At 38.9% G+C, this 20970-nt stretch carries 21 protein-coding genes and 1 other annotated feature; of the genes, 19 read left to right on the top strand and 2 right to left on the bottom strand.

Annotation, left to right across the window (positions count from 1 at the left end):
* Positions 1–88: 88 nt before the first annotated feature.
* Positions 89–964, top strand: a complete 876-nt coding sequence (locus tag EDC24_RS12895; RefSeq protein ID WP_170158583.1) for a helix-turn-helix domain-containing protein — start codon at positions 89–91, stop codon at positions 962–964.
* 31 nt (positions 965–995) lie between these two features.
* Here the strand turns inward: EDC24_RS12895 and pepF are convergent, their stop codons facing one another.
* Positions 996–2816 carry an oligoendopeptidase F gene (gene pepF / locus EDC24_RS12890; protein WP_124223282.1) on the bottom strand — a complete coding sequence of 607 codons (1821 nt, stop codon included), beginning with the start codon at positions 2814–2816 and terminating at the stop codon, positions 996–998.
* 436 nt (positions 2817–3252) lie between these two features.
* On the opposite strand from pepF, the gene gatC reads away from it, so the two are divergent.
* From gatC to rlmD (EDC24_RS12860), 6 genes are all read left to right on the top strand, one after another.
* Positions 3253–3543 (top strand): Asp-tRNA(Asn)/Glu-tRNA(Gln) amidotransferase subunit GatC, encoded by a 291-nt coding sequence (gene gatC / locus EDC24_RS12885; protein WP_124223280.1) that lies wholly within the window; start codon positions 3253–3255, stop codon positions 3541–3543.
* A gap of 15 nt (positions 3544–3558) precedes the next feature.
* Positions 3559–5034, top strand: coding sequence for an Asp-tRNA(Asn)/Glu-tRNA(Gln) amidotransferase subunit GatA (gene gatA / locus EDC24_RS12880; RefSeq protein WP_124223279.1), 1476 nt, complete (start codon positions 3559–3561; stop codon positions 5032–5034).
* The gene (gene gatB, locus EDC24_RS12875; protein WP_124223277.1) at positions 5034–6464 is read left to right on the top strand and encodes an Asp-tRNA(Asn)/Glu-tRNA(Gln) amidotransferase subunit GatB; all 1431 of its coding nucleotides are present in this window, start codon (positions 5034–5036) and stop codon (positions 6462–6464) included. Before gatA ends, gatB begins: the two co-directional genes overlap by 1 nt.
* Before the next feature lie 23 nt (positions 6465–6487).
* Positions 6488–6856, top strand: coding sequence for a VOC family protein (locus tag EDC24_RS12870; protein ID WP_124223275.1), 369 nt, complete (start codon positions 6488–6490; stop codon positions 6854–6856).
* 74 nt (positions 6857–6930) lie between these two features.
* Positions 6931–7827: a diacylglycerol kinase gene (locus EDC24_RS12865; protein ID WP_124223273.1), complete on the top strand. Its 897-nt coding sequence runs from the start codon at positions 6931–6933 to the stop codon at positions 7825–7827.
* 110 nt (positions 7828–7937) lie between these two features.
* Entirely contained in the window at positions 7938–9314 is a 1377-nt protein-coding gene (rlmD, locus tag EDC24_RS12860; protein ID WP_124223271.1) for a 23S rRNA (uracil(1939)-C(5))-methyltransferase RlmD, read from the top strand.
* Positions 9315–9359: 45 nt separating this feature from the next.
* On the opposite strand, the gene EDC24_RS12855 is transcribed toward rlmD (EDC24_RS12860), so the two are convergent.
* Positions 9360–10208 carry a CPBP family intramembrane glutamic endopeptidase gene (locus EDC24_RS12855; RefSeq protein WP_124223270.1) on the bottom strand — a complete coding sequence of 283 codons (849 nt, stop codon included), beginning with the start codon at positions 10206–10208 and terminating at the stop codon, positions 9360–9362.
* A gap of 196 nt (positions 10209–10404) precedes the next feature.
* Here EDC24_RS12855 and rlmD (EDC24_RS12850) point away from each other — a divergent pair, with 196 nt between their 5' ends.
* The 12 genes from rlmD (EDC24_RS12850) (at position 10405) to putP (ending at position 20842) form a co-directional block, all read left to right on the top strand.
* Positions 10405–11850 (top strand): 23S rRNA (uracil(1939)-C(5))-methyltransferase RlmD, encoded by a 1446-nt coding sequence (gene rlmD, locus EDC24_RS12850; protein ID WP_124223268.1) that lies wholly within the window; start codon positions 10405–10407, stop codon positions 11848–11850.
* Between the two features lie 134 nt (positions 11851–11984).
* Positions 11985–12965 carry a tRNA dihydrouridine synthase gene (locus EDC24_RS12845; protein WP_124223363.1) on the top strand — a complete coding sequence of 327 codons (981 nt, stop codon included), beginning with the start codon at positions 11985–11987 and terminating at the stop codon, positions 12963–12965.
* Positions 12966–13170: 205 nt separating this feature from the next.
* Complete coding sequence (locus EDC24_RS12840) at positions 13171–13689, top strand: NUDIX hydrolase (RefSeq protein WP_124223266.1); 519 nt, start codon at positions 13171–13173, stop codon at positions 13687–13689.
* 53 nt (positions 13690–13742) lie between these two features.
* Positions 13743–14114, top strand: a complete 372-nt coding sequence (locus tag EDC24_RS12835) for an iron chaperone (protein WP_124223264.1) — start codon at positions 13743–13745, stop codon at positions 14112–14114.
* A gap of 56 nt (positions 14115–14170) precedes the next feature.
* Positions 14171–14381, top strand: a binding site (T-box leader).
* Positions 14382–14416: 35 nt separating this feature from the next.
* On the top strand, positions 14417–16108 hold the full coding sequence (gene argS / locus EDC24_RS12830) for an arginine--tRNA ligase (RefSeq protein WP_124223262.1): 1692 nt from the start codon (positions 14417–14419) through the stop codon (positions 16106–16108).
* A 119-nt stretch (positions 16109–16227) separates the two neighbouring features.
* Positions 16228–16539, top strand: a complete 312-nt coding sequence (locus EDC24_RS12825; protein ID WP_124223260.1) for a DUF3784 domain-containing protein — start codon at positions 16228–16230, stop codon at positions 16537–16539.
* Complete coding sequence (locus EDC24_RS12820) at positions 16532–17809, top strand: hypothetical protein (protein ID WP_170158582.1); 1278 nt, start codon at positions 16532–16534, stop codon at positions 17807–17809. The genes EDC24_RS12825 and EDC24_RS12820 overlap by 8 nt, the downstream gene beginning before the upstream one ends.
* A 13-nt stretch (positions 17810–17822) precedes the next feature.
* A complete protein-coding gene (locus EDC24_RS12815; RefSeq protein WP_124223255.1) occupies positions 17823–18047 on the top strand; it encodes a hypothetical protein in 225 nt (74 codons plus the stop codon).
* Between the two features lie 13 nt (positions 18048–18060).
* Positions 18061–18258 carry a hypothetical protein gene (locus tag EDC24_RS12810; RefSeq protein WP_124223254.1) on the top strand — a complete coding sequence of 66 codons (198 nt, stop codon included), beginning with the start codon at positions 18061–18063 and terminating at the stop codon, positions 18256–18258.
* Between the two features lie 121 nt (positions 18259–18379).
* Positions 18380–18574: a helix-turn-helix transcriptional regulator gene (locus tag EDC24_RS12805; RefSeq protein ID WP_124223252.1), complete on the top strand. Its 195-nt coding sequence runs from the start codon at positions 18380–18382 to the stop codon at positions 18572–18574.
* On the top strand, positions 18571–19068 hold the full coding sequence (locus EDC24_RS12800) for a DUF3278 domain-containing protein (RefSeq protein WP_124223250.1): 498 nt from the start codon (positions 18571–18573) through the stop codon (positions 19066–19068). Before EDC24_RS12805 ends, EDC24_RS12800 begins: the two co-directional genes overlap by 4 nt.
* Positions 19069–19309: 241 nt before the next feature.
* Complete coding sequence (putP, locus tag EDC24_RS12795) at positions 19310–20842, top strand: sodium/proline symporter PutP (RefSeq protein WP_124223248.1); 1533 nt, start codon at positions 19310–19312, stop codon at positions 20840–20842.
* Positions 20843–20970 lie beyond the last annotated feature (128 nt).

Genomic DNA, 20970 nt, shown 5'->3' with positions numbered 1-20970 from the left:
CTAACTATAAGTATAGACGGGGATGATCAAAAAGCTGTAAAATTTTCATATAGTGGAAAAATAATCAGTTGAGTAAGGTGGCATGTTAATGAATGAAAATTATGGATTGACGTTAAGAGAAATACGTAATCAAAAAGGATATACGTTACAAGAGTTAGCAGACGGCATATGTTCTGTTTCGTTTTTATCAAAATTTGAAAGAAATGAATCTGAGATTACACTAGGCTTATTCAAACAATTGTTGAAACGTCTAGCCGTCAGTTTTGATGAGTTTTTCCATTTACATAATAATCATGAAGATTACTTCGAAAAGTTTTTTGACCGAGTCAATGAGTGTTATTTAAATCAAGACCTCGTAGAACTCGAGAAGATGAAACAAGCAGAGTTAAAAGAATGGGAGCGGTCAGGCTCACGAATATCACGGTGTAATAAAATTGCTATTGAAAGAATTATAGACTTATTAAAGTACGAATACCCTTCAACTAAGGATGATGATATTCAATTTTTGTATGATTATTTATTTAACGTAGAGGTCTGGGGTAAGTATGAACTGTATCTGTATAATTTAACGATGCATTTATTACCACAAGAAATGGTAGTTAATTTAACTAGAACAGCTTATAAAAAAAGTTCAAGGTATATAGGTATGAAAAGAGGAGTTAATGTCGTCGCTAGTGTTCTATTGAATACGTTAATTTACCTGACAAGCATCCCTAACCAAAACGTTCACCCCTATGCTGAGGAGTTTCTAAGTTATTTAAATGAACTTGATTTAGGAGATTCAGATATTTATGAAAAGACGAGCAGAGAGGTTATAAGAGGTTTTTATAAATTGAAAACAGGCGACCTTAAAGAAGGAGAAAAGATCATACGTGATGTCATTTCTTTTTATAAATCCATTGGCTCAACACAATTAGCCAAGAAAGATGAAACGTATTTGGAGTTTTATTTAGAACATATATAAAGCCCTCCGACACTAGCGGAGGGCTTAATCTTTAATTCGTCGTAGACTCTTGATAACTTTTTACAACTTCATCAACCAACGATCCAACATAATCAACGGCTTTCTTGATTGGCTCAGGTGAAGTCATGTCAACACCAGCGTATGCCATAAGCTCTTGCGGTGTCTTCGTTCCGCCTGCTTTTAGAACTTCTAACCAGCGATCGATGACTGGTTGACCTTCTTCTTTGATTTTCTGTGAAACTAGTGTTGATGCTGTAAGACCTGCTGAGTAAGTGTATGGGTAAAGTCCCATGTAATAATGCGGCTGGCGCATCCATGTTAATTCAGCGCCTTCATCTAACTCTACCGTGTCACCCCAGAAGTTTTCTAGTGTTTCGCGTTTTTGTTGTTTAAGGGTGCTCGCCGTTAATGGCACGCCTTGCTCGGCTAAGTCGTAAACGCGGCGTTGGAACTCGCCTTCTAGTAAGTGAGTGACAAAGTTATGGTAGTACGTACCAAGTAATTGTAAAATAATCCAACGGCGCATGCGCTCATCGTCATTATGTTTTTCTAATAAATGATCTGCTAGAAGCATCTCATTCATTGTTGAAGGTGCTTCAACGAAGTAAGTTGAAGGACGTGTGTTAAAGACGCGTTGATTTTTGTTTGCTAAATAGAAGTGACCGGCATGGCCTAGTTCGTGCGCTAAAATAAAGCCGCCACGCATCGCACCTGTCCACGTTAATAAAATGTATGGGTGATATCCATACGGACTCGCACAGAAGGCGCCTGTCGATTTACCAACGTTATCGGCATAATCAACCCAGCGATCGTTAAGGCCTTTTTTCATAATTTCAGTGTATTCAGGTCCCATGACACTTAGTGCTTCAAGGATTGTTTCGCTTACTTCTTCATAAGTCGTAGTTGGATTGAACTCTGGGTCCAATGGTGCTTTAAGGTCAGCGAAAGTCATCTTATCAAGCCCTAGTACTTCTTTTTTCAACTCCGCATACTTTCGCATGTGTGGCGCGAGTTCTTTTTGAATTACGTCTAATTGGTTGTGATACATTTCTTCGGTTACTTTTTGAGGCTGAAGTAGCATTTGTGTAACGTTGTCATAGCCGCGTACTTTTGCTAACTGTACTTGTTTTTTCACTTCAGTTGCATAAGTTGAAGCGTACGTGTTTTGGTATTGTTTTAACGTATTGACAAACGATTCGTATGCATTGCGGCGAACGTTCGTATCAGGTGACAGCTCATATTCATCTTCAAATAACGCAAATGAATTAGAGTATGTTTCGCCGTTTGCTTCGAAGTCATCAAACTGCATGTCAGATGATTTACTACGCTGGTAAATCGTATACGGTGCACCGTGTACCTCACTTAAGGAAGCTAACACTTCTTCTGTTTCAGGCGCTAGAGTATAAGGTTTATATTTTAGTAAGTTTTTTAAGTGATTTTCGTAAACTTTTAGGTCATCGTTTTCTTCTATATATTGTTCCACTGTGCCATCTGGTAAACCAAGGATTTCTGATTCAATAAAGGATAGGGATGCTCCCACTTGAGCTAATGCTGATGCCATTTTACCGGAGTTTGCTTGGTTTTCAGGGTTTGTCCCATCTTCAGATGAACGCAGGTTAGCGTAAGTCGCAACTGGAATGATTTTTTCCTGAAGGTTTGACTGCGCTTCTAAGCAGTTAAAAAGTACATCAGAGCTTTCGTGCAGACGACCTTTGTACTGAGTGACAGTCGTGACTTGCTCCTCAAGAGCGTTCAACGCTTTCTCCCACTCTTCAGGAGTTGCGAAAAGATCTTCTACTTTCCAAGTCTGTTCTACAGGTACTTCGTGGCGCTTTAATCTAGTTTTTGCCATTTTGGTTCCTCCCCTTTAGAAAATTATTTCGTATTACTAAGTATTATAAAACAAATGACTGCTTTTGTGTTAAATATGACTGAATTTTTATAAGAAAATTTATAGTCTGATTTTAGTTTGCGTGATTTACTAGAAATTTTTTAGGAATACTAGACAACGCATTTCAATACTAGACAAAATTCAAGGTTTACTAGACAAAACAAAAATTTACTAGACATGTTGGAAGAAATACTAGACAAAATTGAGAATTTATTAGAAATTTTTCTTAAATACTAGACAATCAACTTCCACACCATTTCTTAAATCAAATAGCAAATCATGTTATTTAATCAGCGTTTAGTGTTAGAATGATTAATGGGGAAAATATTGCTACATGACGCGTTTATTTGCTATTATTTATAGTATTGTGAGTTAAATTGTACGGAGGTGCAGAACATTGTCAAAAATCTCAAAAGATCAGGTGAAGCACGTCGCTAATTTGGCGAGGCTTTCGATTACTGAAGACGAAGCTGAGAAATATAGTGAGCAGCTGAGTGCCATTATTGATTTCAGTGAGCAATTGAATGAGCTTGACACAACAGACGTTGAGCCGACAACGCACGTTCTTGATATGAAAAATGTCTTAAGAAAAGACGAGCCAAAAGATTGGATTACGAAAGAAGAGGCATTGAAGAACGCGCCAGATAAAGAAAATGGTCAGTTCCGCGTGCCGTCAATTCTAGAGTAGGGAGGTTAAGTCAGGATGTCGTTATTTGATTACACGATAAAAGAGCTTCAAGATCAGTTGAACAATAAAGAAATTACCGTAACAGACTTAGTTCAAGAAGCATATAACCAAATTAAAGCAACAGACGATGAGGTTCAAGCGTTTCTAACCTTAAATGAAGAAGAAGCCCTTGAGAAAGCAAAGGCATTAGATGAAGCTGGGGTCGATGCTAATCAGTTTCCGCTTTTCGGAATGCCAATTGGAATTAAAGATAATATCGTGACAAAAGGGATTCGCACAACTTGTGCCAGTCAAATTTTATCAAACTTAGAAGATCCGTTATATGACGCTACGGTCGTATCAAAATTAAAAGATGCGAAAGCCGTTAATATTGGAAAACTAAACATGGATGAGTTTGCGATGGGATCATCGACCGAAAATTCAAGTATGAAAACAACGCGTAACCCGTGGAATACAGACTATGTCCCAGGTGGTTCTAGCGGTGGCTCCGCAGCAAGTGTTGCAGCAGGTCAAGTACCGTTTGCACTAGGGTCTGACACAGGCGGTTCGGTCCGTCAGCCAGCGTCGTACTGTGGTGTCGTTGGTATGAAGCCTACATATGGTCGCGTATCGCGTTTTGGACTGGTCGCATTTGCATCATCTCTTGATCAAATTGGTCCGATTACGCGTACCGTTGAGGATAATGCTCGCATCCTTGAGGTGATTGCTGGACAGGATGAAATGGATTCAACGAGTGCAAACGTTGAGGCTCCTCAATATAGCGATGCATTAACAGGTGATGTGAAAGGTCTTAAAATCGCTGTACCTAAAGAATACTTCCGTGAAGGTGTCGACGAAAAAGTTAAAGAGAGTGTTCGTGAGGCGTTAAAAACATTAGAAGAACAAGGTGCTGAGTGGGAAGAAGTTTCACTACCACACTCGAAATACGCTGTAGCAACATACTACATGATCGCATCTTCTGAAGCATCAGCGAACCTCGCTCGTTTTGATGGGGTACGTTACGGAAAACGTTCAGAAAATGCTAAAGATATGATGGACATGTTTAAGATGTCTCGTAGCGAAGGGTTTGGCGAAGAGGTCAAACGCCGAATTATGCTCGGAACATTCGCGCTAAGCTCAGGCTACTACGATGCTTATTATAAAAAGGCTCAACAAGTCCGCACGCTCATTAAGCAGGACTTTGATCAAATTTTTGAAGAGTATGATGTCGTCATTGGTCCAACTGCACCGACAACAGCGTTTAAAGTTGGCGAAAAAATTGACGACCCACTAACGATGTATGCCAACGACATTATCACCATCCCTGTAAACCTTGCAGGCGTTCCGGGAATTTCCGTACCATGTGGATTCCATCCTGATAACCAGATGCCAATTGGTTTACAGATTATTGGAAAACACTTTGATGAAAGTACCGTTTATCGAGTGGCACATGCTTATGAGCAAGCAGCAGGTTATTACAAAGAAAAGCCACAGCTTGGAGGTGCCAAGTAATGAATTTTGAATCCGTGATTGGTTTAGAAGTACACGTTGAATTAAAGACAAAATCTAAAATATTCAGCCCGAGTTCAAATATGTTTGGTGATGAACCAAACACAAACGTGAACCCAATCGACTTAGGTTATCCGGGCGTATTACCAGTTTTAAATGAAGAAGCGGTTAATTATGCAATGCGTGCAGCGATGGCACTGAATTGTGAAATCGCAACAGATACGAAATTTGACCGTAAAAACTATTTCTACCCAGACAACCCGAAGGCTTACCAAATTTCTCAGTTTGACAAGCCGATCGGTGAAAACGGTTGGATCGAAATTGAAGTAAACGGTGAGAAAAAACGTATCGGTATCACGCGTTTACACTTAGAAGAAGACGCGGGTAAATTAACGCACGGTGATGACGGTTACTCACTTGTGGACTACAACCGTCAAGGCACACCGTTAATTGAAATTGTATCCGAACCTGATATGCGCACACCTGAAGAAGCGTATGCGTACTTAGAAAAGCTACGTAACATCATTCAGTTTACGGGCGTATCAGACGTAAAAATGCAGGAAGGCTCGCTTCGTTGTGATGCGAACATCTCACTACGTCCGATTGGACAAGATGAGTTCGGTACAAAGACGGAGCTTAAAAACTTAAACTCATTCAATTTCGTCCGTCAAGGTCTTGAATTTGAAGAAAAACGCCAAGAAAAAGAGTTACGCAAAGGCGCAGAAATTTTACAAGAAACAAGACGTTTTGATGAAAAGACAAAAGAAACGATTTTAATGCGCGTTAAGGAAGGTTCGGATGATTATCGTTACTTCCCTGAGCCAGACTTAGTCAAACTTCACATTGATGATGAGTGGAAAGAGCGCGTTCGTCAGTCGATTCCAGAACTACCAGATGCTCGTCGCAAACGATATATTAACGAATTAGGTCTCGATGAGTATGATGCGATGGTACTAACGAATACAAAAGAAATGTCCGATTTCTTTGAAGAGACGATTGATCAAGGTGGGGACCCTAAGCAGGCAACAAACTGGCTCATGGGTGACATTTCAGCTTATATGAACAAAAAACAAGTTGAATTAAAAGACTTATCATTAACCCCTGTAAGCCTTACAAAAATGATTGAGCTAATTGAAAAAGGTACCTTATCATCTAAGCTTGCCAAGAAAGTCATCACAGAGTTACTTGAAAACGGCGGCGATCCTGAAAAAATCGTTAAGGAAAAAGGACTTGTTCAAATTTCAGACGAAGGACAATTACGTGAAATTATCACTGAAGTCCTAAACGAAAATGAACAATCCATTACTGATTATAAAAACGGAAAAGACCGTGCTATTAAGTTCTTAGTTGGCCAAGTGATGAAAAAGACAAAAGGTCAGGCTAACCCACCAATGGTTAACAAAATTTTATTAGAAGAATTGGATCAACGATAAAATCTTGAGAGGAGATGCTGGGGATGGGTTTTACATTTAAACAAATCGATCATGTACAGCTAGCGGCACCACGAGGGACAGAAGATCAAGCAAGAGCATTTTTCATTGAAGGATTAGGCTTTGAGGAAGTAGAGAAACCAGAAGCCCTTAAGAAAAATGGAGGCGTTTGGTTTGAACGTGGTGACATTCAAATTCATATCGGAATTGAGGATCCGTTTAACCCAGCACGAAAAGCACATCCAGCACTAGAAATAAACGGACTACAAGAGCTTATGCATCACCTCGACCAACAGGATATTGCTTATCAAGCAGACGACAAGCTCCCAGGCGCCAATCGTATTTATGTAAACGATCCATTTGGTAATCGTATTGAAATTTTGGAGTGGACGTAATACCCTCTTCCAATTTTTCCTAACTAGGAGTATGCTTGTATTTAGATATAGCAATATAGACAGAAGGTGAGAGAATGAAACGAGCTCGAGTGATTTATAATCCAACGTCCGGTCGAGAAGCGATGCGAAAAGCTCTTCCTGACGTTTTAGAAAAATTAGAGAAAGCAGGTTATGAAGCATCAGCTCACGCAACAACAGGGGAAGGTTGTGCAACTAATGCTGCCCAAGCAGCGTGCGAGCGTGGTTTCGATATAATCATTGCAGCAGGTGGGGATGGAACAGTCAATGAGGTCGTCGATGGAATGGCAAGGGCTGTTCATCGTCCAAAACTCGGAATCCTACCAATGGGGACAACGAATGACTTTGCACGCGCCATCCGTGTACCACGTGATATTCATAAAGCTTTGGACATTATTATTGAAGGGTTTACGAAAGAACTAGATATTGGACGAGTGAATGATCATCACTTCATGAATATTGCAGGTGGCGGGAAATTAACCGAGTTAACATACGAAGTACCAAGTAAACTAAAAACCGTGCTCGGCCAGTTGGCTTATTATTTGAAAGGTATTGAGATGCTTCCTTCTTTAAAGCCAACAAATGTCAAAATCGAATACGATGGTGAAGTCTTTGAAGATGAGATTATGCTCTTTTTAGTTTCAAATTCTAATTCAGTCGGCGGCTTTGAGAAGCTCGCACCACACGCCACGATGAATGATGGCTACTTTGATTTACTTATTATGAGGAAATTAAACCTTGCAGAATTAGTTTTACTTGCTAATAAGGCTTTACGTGGCCAGCATATTGAAGATGAGCATATTATTTACGTTCATGCTAATAAAATTAAAGTCACGCCTGAAGACACGATGCAACTCAACTTAGATGGCGAGTTTGGTGGTCATTTGCCAGGAACATTCGAAGTTCTTCATAAACATATAGAGTTTTTCTTACCTAAAGATGAAGTCGAATAGAGGTCTACAGATGTAGGCCTCTTTATTTTGGTTTAAAAAGACTCTTACTTTATTTATCATGTGGCTTTCACGTATAATATGAACAGAACTTAGAAGAAGGACGGATTATAATGGCGAAACAAGCAGCACCTGTTCAAAAGAATGATTACATAGATTTAACGTTTGTCGACTTAACGCATGAGGGTAACGGCGTTGGCAAGATTGATGGCTATCCTGTGTTTGTCCCTTATGGCTTACCAGGTGAGAAAGCTAAAGTCAAAATCGTTAAAGTGAAGAAAAATTTAGCTTTTGGAAAATTAGTTGAGCTTATTGAAGAAAGTGAAGACCGAATCGAGCCACCTTGTGATGTCTTTTACAAATGCGGCGGCTGCCAGATTCAACATATGACATATGAACGACAGCTTAAAATGAAGCAAAAACAAGTCCAGGATGTCATGCATAAAATTGCGCACATGCCTGATGTACCAGTTCATCCTGTCATTGGCATGGAAGACCCGTGGCGCTATCGAAATAAAATCCAGGTTCCAGTCGGTAAACGTGACGGCAAAGTGATCACAGGTTTTTATCAGCAACGAAGCCACCACATCATCGATATGGATACGTGCCCAGTGTTGAATGAAGGTGCTGACGAGGTCTTTCGAGAAATTAGAGATATAATCGACGAACTAGGCATTGAGCCATACGATGAGGAAAACCACCGTGGCGTGATTCGTCATATCGTTGTGCGTGAAGGCTATCATACTGGCGAATTAATGGTCGTCCTTGTGACACGCACGAAAGACATTCCGAAGAAAAATGAACTGATTGAACGCATTCGTAACATTAATCCAAATATTAAAGGTGTCGTCCAGAATCTGAACCCTAACCGCACGAGTGTTATTATGGGCAAAGAATCCAAAACGATCTGGGGCGAAGATGTCATTATCGATAAAATCGGTGACTTAGAATTTGCGATTTCTGCGCACTCATTTTATCAAGTGAACCCTGAACAGACCGAAAAACTGTATCAGAAAGCGTTGGATTTTGCGAAATTAAGCGGTAGTGAAACAGTTATCGACGCCTACTGCGGCATCGGAAGCATTTCATTATTTTTAGCCCAACATGCAAAGAAAGTCTACGGCGTCGAAGTCGTTCCACAAGCTGTTGATAATGCTAAAGACAATGCCAAACGCAATCATATTGATAACGCAGAATTCTACGTCGGACAAGCCGAAAAAGTCATGCCCTGGTGGCGCTCGCAAGGGTTAAGGCCAGACGTCATCGTCGTCGATCCACCACGAAAAGGCTTAGAAGAAGAACTCATCCAAGCCATGATCGACATGAAACCCGATCGTATTGTTTATGTCTCATGCAACCCGTCAACGCTAGCCCGTGACCTCAAACAATTTGCGGACGGCGGCTATGTAACCAAGCAAGTCCAACCCGTCGATATGTTCCCTCAGAGTAGTCATATTGAGAGTGTGACGGAGTTGGTTTGGCAGGTGTAACTTATCAATCAAGAATTGTATACCAGTAAAAAAGAGCAGAAGGAGTTATCCCTCTGCTCTTCTTATATTGCGATCCTCTGCAGGAATCCCCTGTTCTTTTACCTGTGACCAATTATTTTTCATATAATAGATAAACCAAATTGTACCAACAATAAATGTAGGAATTCCTGTTATAAGCAAGATTGTCGTATTTGGTTCTTGGACGGTCGTGCCAGCATCTTGATAAGGTAGAAAGTACTCAAAGATTAAAACCGCAATATTGTAAACCATATGTAGAATTATAGGTAAAATTAAGCTTCCAGTTTTAATGAAAACTATACATAGTATAATTCCAAATATGGTGGCGCCGATAAAATCGGGGCCATGTAAGAGCCCGAATAAGATAGAAGAGATAATGATCCCTTTTCCAACTCCAAATTTATGACTCATGCGTCCAAGTAAAAATCCACGGAACAAAAATTCTTCAACAATAGGCGCAATAATGATGATTAGTAAAAGATCTACTATCATCACGAATAAACTCGGTTCTTCTATTGGTGTTTCTAAAACGATTGTCCGAATTTCATCAGGCAGTATGCTCCAAATAAATACGACGACGATGCTAAAAGCTCCGTAACTAATCAGTATTAAAAAAGCAATAAAACTAAGTATACTTGTTGGCTTATATCTAGTAGATGGTCGATTTAAATATATTTTAAGGTGATACCCATAATCTTTAAGTTTTTGATTAAACCATAACATTGGGACAATATAAGTGACCACAAGAGAAATTAGGACAGGTCTTAACTCAAATGGAATCAAAAATAGGTGGAATAGAATTAAACAACCTATAATTGAAAGAATAATCCACATTAATAGCCATCTTGTTTTTGCATCGTTAAATACCTTATTCATTGTACCCCTCCGACAAACTATCCTGATTTAACTTATTTCGACAAAAAATTACCAACCCCTTTTAGAATTAGATATTTCTACCAGTGAATTTTTATTTAAAATTACTTGGGGCAGCAATTGTTACTATACATTTTACGACCGGCTTTGGGTAGTTTATAATGGAGTGTCAAGTATATGGAAAGTTAGGTCGTGTTTTATGACAAAAAGAAAAGATCGTGGATATAAAAAATCGAATAATAAACCAAAGTCTCAGCCAAAAGGGAAGTCTAAAAACTTTAAAGCCAACCCGAATAATAGACCTCAACAAAGTAAGAAAGGTGTCACTGCGGAATTTACGTGTAGAGGCCTTTCGAGTGAAGGTAAAGGTTTAATTGAGTGGGAAGGTAAGCAACTTGAAGTTGCAAACTTGTTACCTGGTGAAAAAGCAGAAGTGCAGATTATTAAGAAAGGTCGTTATTTCAATGCGGAGCTGAAACGATTGATTCAGACGTCAGATGATCGAGTTCAACCACCATTTAAGGATCACGAGAGTGGTGGCTGCCAGATTCAGCATATGAAATATGAGGCTCAGGCTCGTTTTAAACAAAAAGTCGTTGATAATCTGATGAAGCCTTTTGGTAAGGCGAAACCGATTATTACGATGGACCACCCGTTTGATTATCGTAATAAAAATGTGATGACATTCGGCTTGAATAAAAAGCGACAGATTATTAGCGGACTTTACGCACCTAATTCGCATCGGATTATACCAATGGACGGCTCTATTATTCATGATCAGAAAGCAGATAAGATAATTCAAACGGTGACACAGCTGGCGAAGTCCTTTAAGTTGCAGCCTTACGACGAAGATACAGGACAAGGCTTTTTGCGTCATGTCATGGTCAAAGTCGGTAAACAAAGTGGGGAGATTATGGTCGTACTAGTTGCTGCATCTCCTATGTTTAAGGGTAAAAATAATTTCATCAAAGCCTTAAGAAAAGACCACCCCGAGATTACGACCATCCTGCTGAACATCAATAACCGAAATGACAGTATGGTGCTGGGTGAGCAGGAGAAAGTTTTATTTGGCAAAGGAACGATTATCGACACGCTTTGTGGCTTGGAGTTTGAAATCTCGGCGAAGTCTTTTTATCAAATCAACCCAGTCCAGACTGAAAAGTTATATTCTAGAGCCATTGAACTGGCTGATCTTTCTGGTGAAGAAACGGTAGTCGATGCTTATTGTGGAATAGGTACAATCGGCCTCGTAGCAAGTCAGAAAGCTGGTAATGTTATTGGGATAGAGCTTAATAAAGGTGCAGTTCGTGACGCCATTCGCAACTCAAAACGTAATGGCATCAAAAATGCTAGGTTTTATCAAGCTGACGCTGGAGAGTTCATGGTGCAGATGGCAAAACACAATGACCATGTAGATGTCGTATTTATGGACCCGCCAAGAAGCGGAAGCGATGAAGCATTTTTATCAAGCTTAGCTAAACTTAAGCCAAAGCGAATCGTCTACGTGTCGTGTAATCCTGAGACACAAGTGCGAGACTTAAAATATTTGTCCAAAAATGGCTACAAGGTGGAAGAGATTCAGCCTGTAGATATGTTCCCGCAGACGAGTCATATTGAAGCGGTGACTCTTCTAACTAGAAAATAATAGATGCGGCCTTGTATTATTTTCTAGTTCTATTCCCTTGCACTTATGGTCTATTCCTATTACATTATATAGTGGTAAAAAATTTGTTTGATTTACACTTGATATAGATTTCAAATGAAAGGGTTCTGAGCATGATGAAGGAAAATTTTTGGCATGAGTTACCAAAGCCGTTTTTTGTGCTTGCGCCAATGGAAGCCGTGACGGATGTCGTTTTTCGGCATGTGATTAGTGAAGCGGCTAGACCGGATGTGTTTTTTACAGAGTTTACAAATACAGAAAGTTACTGTCATCCAGAAGGTAGAAATAGTTTACGCGGACGTTTGACGTTTACGGAAGACGAACAACCAATTGTGGCTCATATTTGGGGAGATAAGCCTGAATATTTCCGTGAAATGAGTATCGGAATGGCTGAGATGGGCTATCGTGGAATTGATATTAACATGGGCTGTCCGGCGCCGAACGTGGCAACGAAAGGAAAAGGTTGCGGCCTTATTCGTCGCCCGGATGTCGCAGCTGATATTATTCAAGCGGCAAAAGCCGGTGGTCTACCTGTTAGCGTTAAAACGAGACTGGGTTATACAGAAGTGGACGAGTGGCATGATTGGTTGCGCCATCTATTGGAACAGGACATTGTGAACCTTTCCATCCATCTACGTACGAAAAAAGAAATGAGTAATGTACCAGCCCATTGGGAGTTGATTCCGGAAATCAAGAAACTCCGTGATGAAGTGGCGCCTCATACACTTTTAACAATTAATGGAGATATTCCAGATCGGCAGAAGGGACTTGAGCTCGTAGAACAATATGGTGTCGACGGTGTCATGATTGGTCGTGGCGTTTTCCATAATCCTTTTGCGTTTGAAAAAGAGAAGAAGGAGCACACAAGTGAAGAATTGCTTGATCTCTTGCGCTTGCAACTCGACCTTCATGATAAATATTCAGAAGAACTTGAGCCCAGAATCTTTAAACCACTCCGCCGATTCTTTAAGATTTACGTCAAAGGTTTTCGTGGGGCAAGTGAACTAAGAAACAGGCTGATGAGCACGGAGTCGACTGATGAAGTACGTGAATTGCTAGATGCCTATGCAAGCAATTACAAACAACTGGTTCGTTAAATAATAAAGAGCAGATCCAATGAGATTTGCTCTTTTTTAATTTTTCCAGTCGATAAAATGGAAATGGGTGAAACACACCTCCAATGTGCTATGATATAAGTGCAAGAAGCAGTTATATTTAAGTTATTAACTTAGTAGAACAATATTTTTAATAGAGGCCATTACTTTTGGAATTAAGTTTTCTGATATAGAAAGGGGAATAAAATTGGAAATCTGGGATATCTATGATAAACAACGTAACAGAACGAATCGGCAATTAAGGCGTGGAGATGCTTTTGAAAGTGGTGATTACCACTTAGTTGTGCATGTTTGCCTTTTTAATGAAAAAGGTGAAATGCTTATTCAAAAACGGCAATCAGATCGTGACCATTGGCCGAATATGTGGGATTTAACAGTTGGCGGAAGTGCGATTGCTGGTGAAGATCCTCAACAAGCAGCTGAACGTGAAGTAAAAGAAGAATTAGGGTATGAGCTAAATTTGGCCAATCAACGTCCTTCCTTAACTATCAATTTTGAGAATGGTTTTGATGATATTTTTATTGTGAGGACAGAAGTTGAACTTCCTAGTTTACCTATACCATCTGAGGAGGTTCAAGAAGTAAAGTGGGCTTCTAAAGATGTCATTCTATCAAAAATTGAAGAAGGTTTATTTTTGCCGTACTACCATTCCTTGATTCATCTATTATTTGATATGAAAGATCAGAGGGGAGCTCACAGAAAGTGAATGACATTGGTGTACATAATTAGATAATAATGTAGTTCATAGGAGGAATCGGTATGGAAACCTTTGAAGAATTTTTAGCCAATATTGAAAAAACCTCGCACCGTGAGCGTTTAGAAGAAATATTTAATTGGCTTGATCATAAATATCCACAACTAGAAAAAGCAATTAAGTGGAATCAACCGATGTATACAGATCATGGGACATTTATTATTGCTTTTAGTGTGGCTAAAAAACATATGTCTGTCGCGCCAGAAGCTGTTACAATTAAACATTTAGAAGAGGATATAAAGAAAGCGGGTTATGATTACACTAAACAAATTATTCGAATCCCTTGGAAAAGTGATTTGAATTACTCTCTACTTGAAAAGATGATTGAGTTTAATATAGAGGATAAGGCCGAACATACGAGTTTTTGGCGAAATTAGTTTAATAAATAAGTTTGCTAAATTTTTCTAAGTTGTATATAATAATGTCTAATATCTTAAGTCCTATGAGGAAGAGAGTAGCTTTGGTAGGGTCTTTTAGCGAGCTAGGGTGGGTGTGAGCCTGGTAGACGCATCAAGGTGAACCGCACTTCTGAGGAGCCACCTGAATAGTTAGTAGGTGTGGCCGGGTCATGCCCGTTAACAGTGATTGAAGTTGGTTCTGTTATGAACAATAAGAGTGGTACCACGGGTGATCTCGTCTCTAAATTAGAGGCGAGTTTTTTATTTTTTGGGGGGATTTTGTGAAGTATGTAAATGATTTTTCAGTAGCTATAGCTGAACAATTAGAGGGAGTTTTATCAGAGGAAGATATTAAATCCATCATAGAAGTACCTAAATTCGACCAGCAGGGTGACTTAGCTTTTCCTTGTTTCGTATTGGCTAAAAAATTGAAACGGTCACCAGTAGAAATAGCGCAGCAGTTAGCTGATCAGGTCCACTATCCAGGCTTTGAAAAGGTTGTTGCGGATGGTCCATATGTAAATGGTTTTTTAAATAAACAAATGGTCAGTCGTGACGTTTTAACAACTGTTATGACTCAAGATGAGGAATATGGTTCTTATGATTTTGGAAAAGATCATAACATTGTGATTGATTTTTCTTCTCCTAATATCGCCAAACCATTTTCAATGGGGCATTTAAGGTCTACGGTTATTGGAAATTCACTCGCAAAAATTGCTGATAAATGTGGGTACTCAGTTGTTAAAGTCAACCATTTGGGGGACTGGGGAACTCAGTTTGGCAAATTAATCGTCGCTTATAAGCTTTGGGGTGATGATGACAAGATTCAGGCAGACCCAATCAAGGAACTATTAGAACTCTACGTCAAATTCCACGAAGAAGCTGAAAAATATCATGAATTAGAATCGAAGGCCCGTGAGTGGTTTAGTAAATTAGAAGCAGGAGATAAAGAAGCGCTAAACCTTTGGGAGTGGTTTAAGGGAGAGTCACTAAAGGAGTTTTCTAAAATTTATCAACTCCTAAATGTAGAGTTTGACTCCTACCAAGGAGAGGCTTTTTATAATGACCTTATGGATGAAACTATCGAAAAATTACACCAGAACGGGTTAGTTACAACATCTGAAGGCGCTGAAGTGGTTAATTTAGACGAATACCAATTGCCACCTTGTTTACTTAGAAAGTCAGACGGGGCCACTCTGTATGCAACAAGAGATCTGACTGCTGCGATGTATCGGTATAAGACGTATCAATTCGAGAAATCGATCTACGTCGTAGGGCATGAACAGTCGCTTCATTTTAATCAACTCAAGTCTGTTTTGGAAAAAGGTGAGTATTCGTGGGCGGAAAAACTTACGCACGTTCCGTTTGGTTTTATTTTGAAAGACGGTAAGAAGATGTCCACGAGAAAAGGAAAAGTGGTCTTATTAGAACAAGTCATTGAAGATGCTATTCGTATGGCGAAGGAAAATATTGAAGATAAAAACTCTAATCTGCAGGATAAGGATGAAGTCGCAAAGATGGTAGGCATAGGGGCGATTATATTTCATGATTTAAAAAATGAACGAACAAGTAATGTTGAATTTTCGCTAGATGATATGCTGCGGTTTGAAGGCTCAACAGGGCCATATGTTCAATACACACATGCAAGAGCGAAATCCATTTTAAGAAAATCCGAGGTTAAGTCGGATACTTCTGGCATTGAAGGTTTAACGGATGATTATAGTTGGCCGGTTATAAAGTCCATAGAGAAGTTTCCCCAAATTATTGTAAAAGCTTTTGAATACTATGAGCCATCTCAAATAGCAAAGTATTTAATAGACCTAAGCAGAGACTTTAATAAATACTATGCCAACGTCAAAATCTTAAACGATGATGAACAACTAGAATCAAGAATTGCTTTAGTTAGAAGTGTTACGATCGTATTGAAAGAAGGTTTGAGATTACTTGGGATTAAAGCACCAGACAATATGTAAAACGTAAAGGTCATTGAACTGGTATGTTCAATGACTTTTTTGTTTATGATCTAAGATGAAACCATTTAGACACCTAATCCGTAAAATTATGTAGAATATTCTTAAAGGTGGTAGAGTGTATGATTACGGGTGCAATCACTGTGATAATTTTAGTCACCTTAGGGATCATTTTGTTGAATGGGAAAGCTACTTACTTAATTGCTGGGTACAATCTTTTATCAAAATCAGAACGTGAAGAAATAGATAAAGTGCGGCTGGCGAAGTTTGTAGGGAAAATAGTGTTGGTAATGGCCCTTGCTATTGGAGTGTTGTTAGTTGGGGATTATTATGCTCAGCACATTTTGTTGTGGGCTGGATTTGGCTTGATTATGCTAAATATGCTCTGGGCGATTGTCGTTTTAGTTAAAAAAGATTGGTTTAGGTATGAATGAAGAGGATGATTATACAATGGACTCAAGATTGCAACAGATTGCAAATGACATGGGTGAAAAATTTGGTTTAGAGTCGTATGAACTTAAGCGACACCATCTTGATCGTCGCGTAAATGAGTTTAAAGAAACAAACTATATTCTAACAACGGAATGGTTTCCAAAGGGGATTGAGGAACCGGAAGATGGATCTAATCCAACAGGGGCAGCTGTAATTGAAGTCGATATACATAAGAAGCAAGTTTATTCAGCGGTATTCGTTCATGGAAAAACATATGCGGATGGAATCAGGTTTCAATATTATGATACTAACTCTATTATTTCTTGGATAGAACAAGAAACAGGTCTTGTCTATGAAAAGCAGTTTGTATTGAAAAATGAGCGTGAGGGGCGATTTCAATTTGGATCTTGTTGGAATCAAGTCGAAACATCGCCTCAAGGTTTAATTGAAGTCCAATTGGATGATCAGAATCGACTTGTGTTTTACTCTTTTATTGGGCCATTTCCATCTGAGGGGATGGTTGAGGAAGAAGCCTATGAAGTAGAGTTTGATCAAGTTGAGTCCATTGTGCAGGACCAGTGTCGATTATTGGATGCACCTGATGTTGAAAGAGAGATCATAACGCCTATATATGCTATAGAGGAAGTGTTTATCAGAAATCACCATTTATTTACACGCCCGATTATTTCGGTTCAACGCGAATTAATTAACCATCAGTTATCTCAGGACCATTTATCAGAAGATCCTTATCAAGAAGAGCCTATTGAGACACCAGAAGATGTTTCGTTAAAAGATGCTTGGAATCGTACGCCTAGCCCCGATGTTCAACCAATAACGCAACTAGAACTAGAGGTATCAACGAAACTATCTAATGCATTTTTAGGTCATCACTATGCAGAAGAAGGGCCATGGATGTTAGAGACATTACACTGTGATCAAGGTTATTTAGTAGCCACATTAAGATTAGCTGAAGATCAGAAGCGTGAACCAGTCACTAGGAAACTATCTTTATTTATCGATACAGAAAAGCAAAAAGTGCTTAACTATGTAGATAATGTGTTTTTCTTGGAGATCATGCAGTCATTTGAACATGCAGGTCGTGTGGCAGTAAGTTACATAGAGGCATACAAAAAATTAAAACCTTATGTGACATTAACGTCGCGTTATGTATTTATTCCAGAACAAAATGCTTACTTGTTATTTAGTAAACTAGATTGTGACGTCGCTGTGGATGCTACGAATGGTCAAATAAGAGAAGGTTTAGATGAATGAAGGGGAGGTTCATATGGCGAAAATTCATCCTCTCATATTGCTAAGTTTGTTTTTTAGTACGATTACATTGTGGATGTATGTACAAAGAAGCATTAGTGATTCTTCATATGGTCATGCGACGATCTTTTTTATTCTATCTACATTTTTCTTAGGGCTTTGTATCGGCGGTTTGTTGCATAATAATAGGATCACTAAACAAGAAAAATCAAAGGACTGTTCAGGCGAAAACGATTCATAAAGAGAGGGTTTATATGAAAAAATATATATTATTCTACGTTATATTTCTGCCGGTTACGGTAGGCTTAGCTATGTATGGTATGGATTATTTGTTTCGAACACCTGAAGATTTCATAAGTTATTTGGCAACATCAGCAGGTATTTTGGCTGGAGGGGTGGTCTTTGGTTTACCATTTACTTATATGGTTTTGAAGTCTAAGAATGAACATTGAAAAGTTTTACATGAGAGCGTGCTGTTGCACGTTTTTCTTTAAACTTGTGTGTCATATATAATTGACACTAATCGTTATGTCATATATATTAGACACATACCTTTTTGAAAGGGGATCTTCTTTGAATAGAGTAAAAGAGTACCGAACGAAGCGTGGTATGACGCAAATGGAGCTCGCCAGGCGGGTTGGCGTTGCACGGCAGACGGTTAATTTGATCGAAAATGGGAAATACAACCCATCGTTGTCGTTGTGTATTTCACTGGCCGTGGAGCTTGAGACGGATTTAAATTCATTGTTTTGGGGTGGGGTATTATGAAACAAAAATTGCTTAAACAGTTTATTGGCGTTTTGGATGATCGTGATGAGTATCAAAAGCATGAAATTTATAAGGAATTAGCTTTTTCAGGAATCGTACTCTGGTACTTATCAATGACTTTGATGTTCGTTAGTTTAGTCATGGATACAATGTCTAATCAAATTTCATTAGTGACGGTACTATTGTTTTTAGTTAATATGGTTTATGCGTTCATGATTACGATTCGGATTAGGAAAAAGGGATTGGACGAAACAGATTGTGAGTCTGAAGAGGAATATATTAATAAGATAAAGCAACTTAAGAAATCTTCGACGCTTGCAGGCGTTTTCTGGGGATTAACGATGCTGGTGCTAATGGACTATATTTTTCCATACATATCAACTGGTAACATAACCTTTAATGCTGTCAATTTAGTGACATGGGCTCTTGGCGGAAGTGTATTTGGTGCTGTGTTTTATTTTGTATCAAAATCCAGATTAAAGAAACAGTATTAGTTTTCATATTTATTTTTGAAAAACAAGCATAGACAACCATCTAGTGAATATTATCTATTAAGATTTTCATTTTTCTGAAAGTTAATATACAATTAAACTGGAAAGAAGAAAAAACTTGAGGAGGCGTCTAAATGGAGAATTACAGTATTTCACTGGTGACATGGTTTTGGTTAGTTGTACCAATGTCCTTAACCGTTATTCTGTCGTTTATTTCGATGTTGAGAGCGAGGGGGAATAAATAATGGATACAGCTACTTTAGTCACGTTTTTAATTTACATAGTCGGTATGCTTGTCTTAGGTGTTATTGGATATCGACTAACTAGCAATCTATCAGACTACTTTCTTGGTGGGCGTAAGTTAGGCCCGGGTGTTACCGCATTAAGTGCTGGTGCGTCGGATATGAGTAGTTGGTTGATTTTGGGGTTACCAGGTGCGATTTATGTTAGTGGACTAGGATCTGCGTGGATCGCGGTTGGTTTAACAGTAGGTGCGTACTTGAACTGGCAATTTGTTGCTAAACGTTTAAGAATTTACACAGAAGTTTCGAATAATGCGATTACGATTCCAGACTTTTTTGAAAATCGTTTCCGTGATCGGACAAAAGCGCTTCGTATTGCATCTGCTGCAGTTATTTTATTATTCTTTACGTTCTATACTGCATCAGGGCTTGTGGGTGGCGCGACATTATTTAGTAGTAGTTTTGGTTTATCGGAAAATGCTGCATTAATTATTGGTAGTATTGTTATTATTGGTTATACATTCCTTGGTGGTTTTATTGCGGTAAGTTGGACTGATTTTATTCAAGGGATCTTAATGTTCTTAGCGTTGATCATTCTTCCGATTATTGCGATTCAAAGTGCTGGCGGCTTTCAAGAGACGATCAATGTCGTTGGCAGTATGTCAGATGGTAGTAACCTTGAAATGATTCAAGGTGTTGGATCGATTGGTATTATTTCATCATTAGCATGGGGATTAGGTTATTTTGGTCAACCTCATATTCTAGTACGTTTCATGGCGATTAGGTCACATAAAGATGTACCAACTGCAAGATTCGTCGGTATGGGCTGGATGGTCCTATCCTTATTCGGCGCGATTGCTGTAGGTATTTCAGGTTATGCTTATATCGCAACGGCCGATGTTTCAGCGGCGCTTGCTGAAAGAGGAATTGCTGTTGAAGGTGGCGTTTTAGGTAATGAAGAGACCGTCTTTATTGCGCTAACTCAATTGTTAACGCATCCTGTTGTAGCGGGTGTTTTATTAGCGGCTATCTTAGCGGCAATTATGAGTACGATTGACTCTCAATTACTTGTATCGTCCTCAGCTTTCGCAGAAGACTTTTACAAAGGACTGTTACGTAAAAATGCATCTAATAACGAATTAGTTTGGGTTGCAAGAATATCTGTTGTTATTATTGCAATCTTAGCTATCATCATTGCGAAGTCTAGTGATGGGCTTGTACTTGAATTAGTAGAATTTGCTTGGGGCGGCTTTGGTTCAGCCTTTGGACCGGTAATACTTCTCGCCCTGTTCTGGAAGAGGTTAACGGCACTAGGAGCATTTCTCGGTATCATCACTGGTGCAGTAACTGCTGTTGTCTGGAGATATGTTGTTATAGAAAATGATTATTTTGGAGATATTGGCCAAGTTTACGAATTGGTTCCTGGCTTCATCTTAGCTGGTTTAGTCGCGATTATCTTCAGTTTAATCTCTAGAAAACCAACTGATGAAGTTGAAGAAGAATTTGATCAAGTTCGAGATATAGCAAATTCATAACGAGGAGCCGTCTTTATAAGTAGTTCAATTTTGGAGTACAAAAACACAATTTGTACCCTTAATTGAACTGCTTTTTTTATATGAAATTGATTGAGGAAAATTTTAGGATTATAAGAATGGTAAAATAA

Origin of the sequence: Aquisalibacillus elongatus (assembly GCF_003843875.1) — a bacterium.
Classification (GTDB): Bacteria; Bacillota; Bacilli; order Bacillales; family Alkalibacillaceae; genus Aquisalibacillus; species Aquisalibacillus elongatus.
Note: the sequence above shows the minus strand (reverse complement) of the source record. Positions and strands in the feature narration are given on the sequence as shown.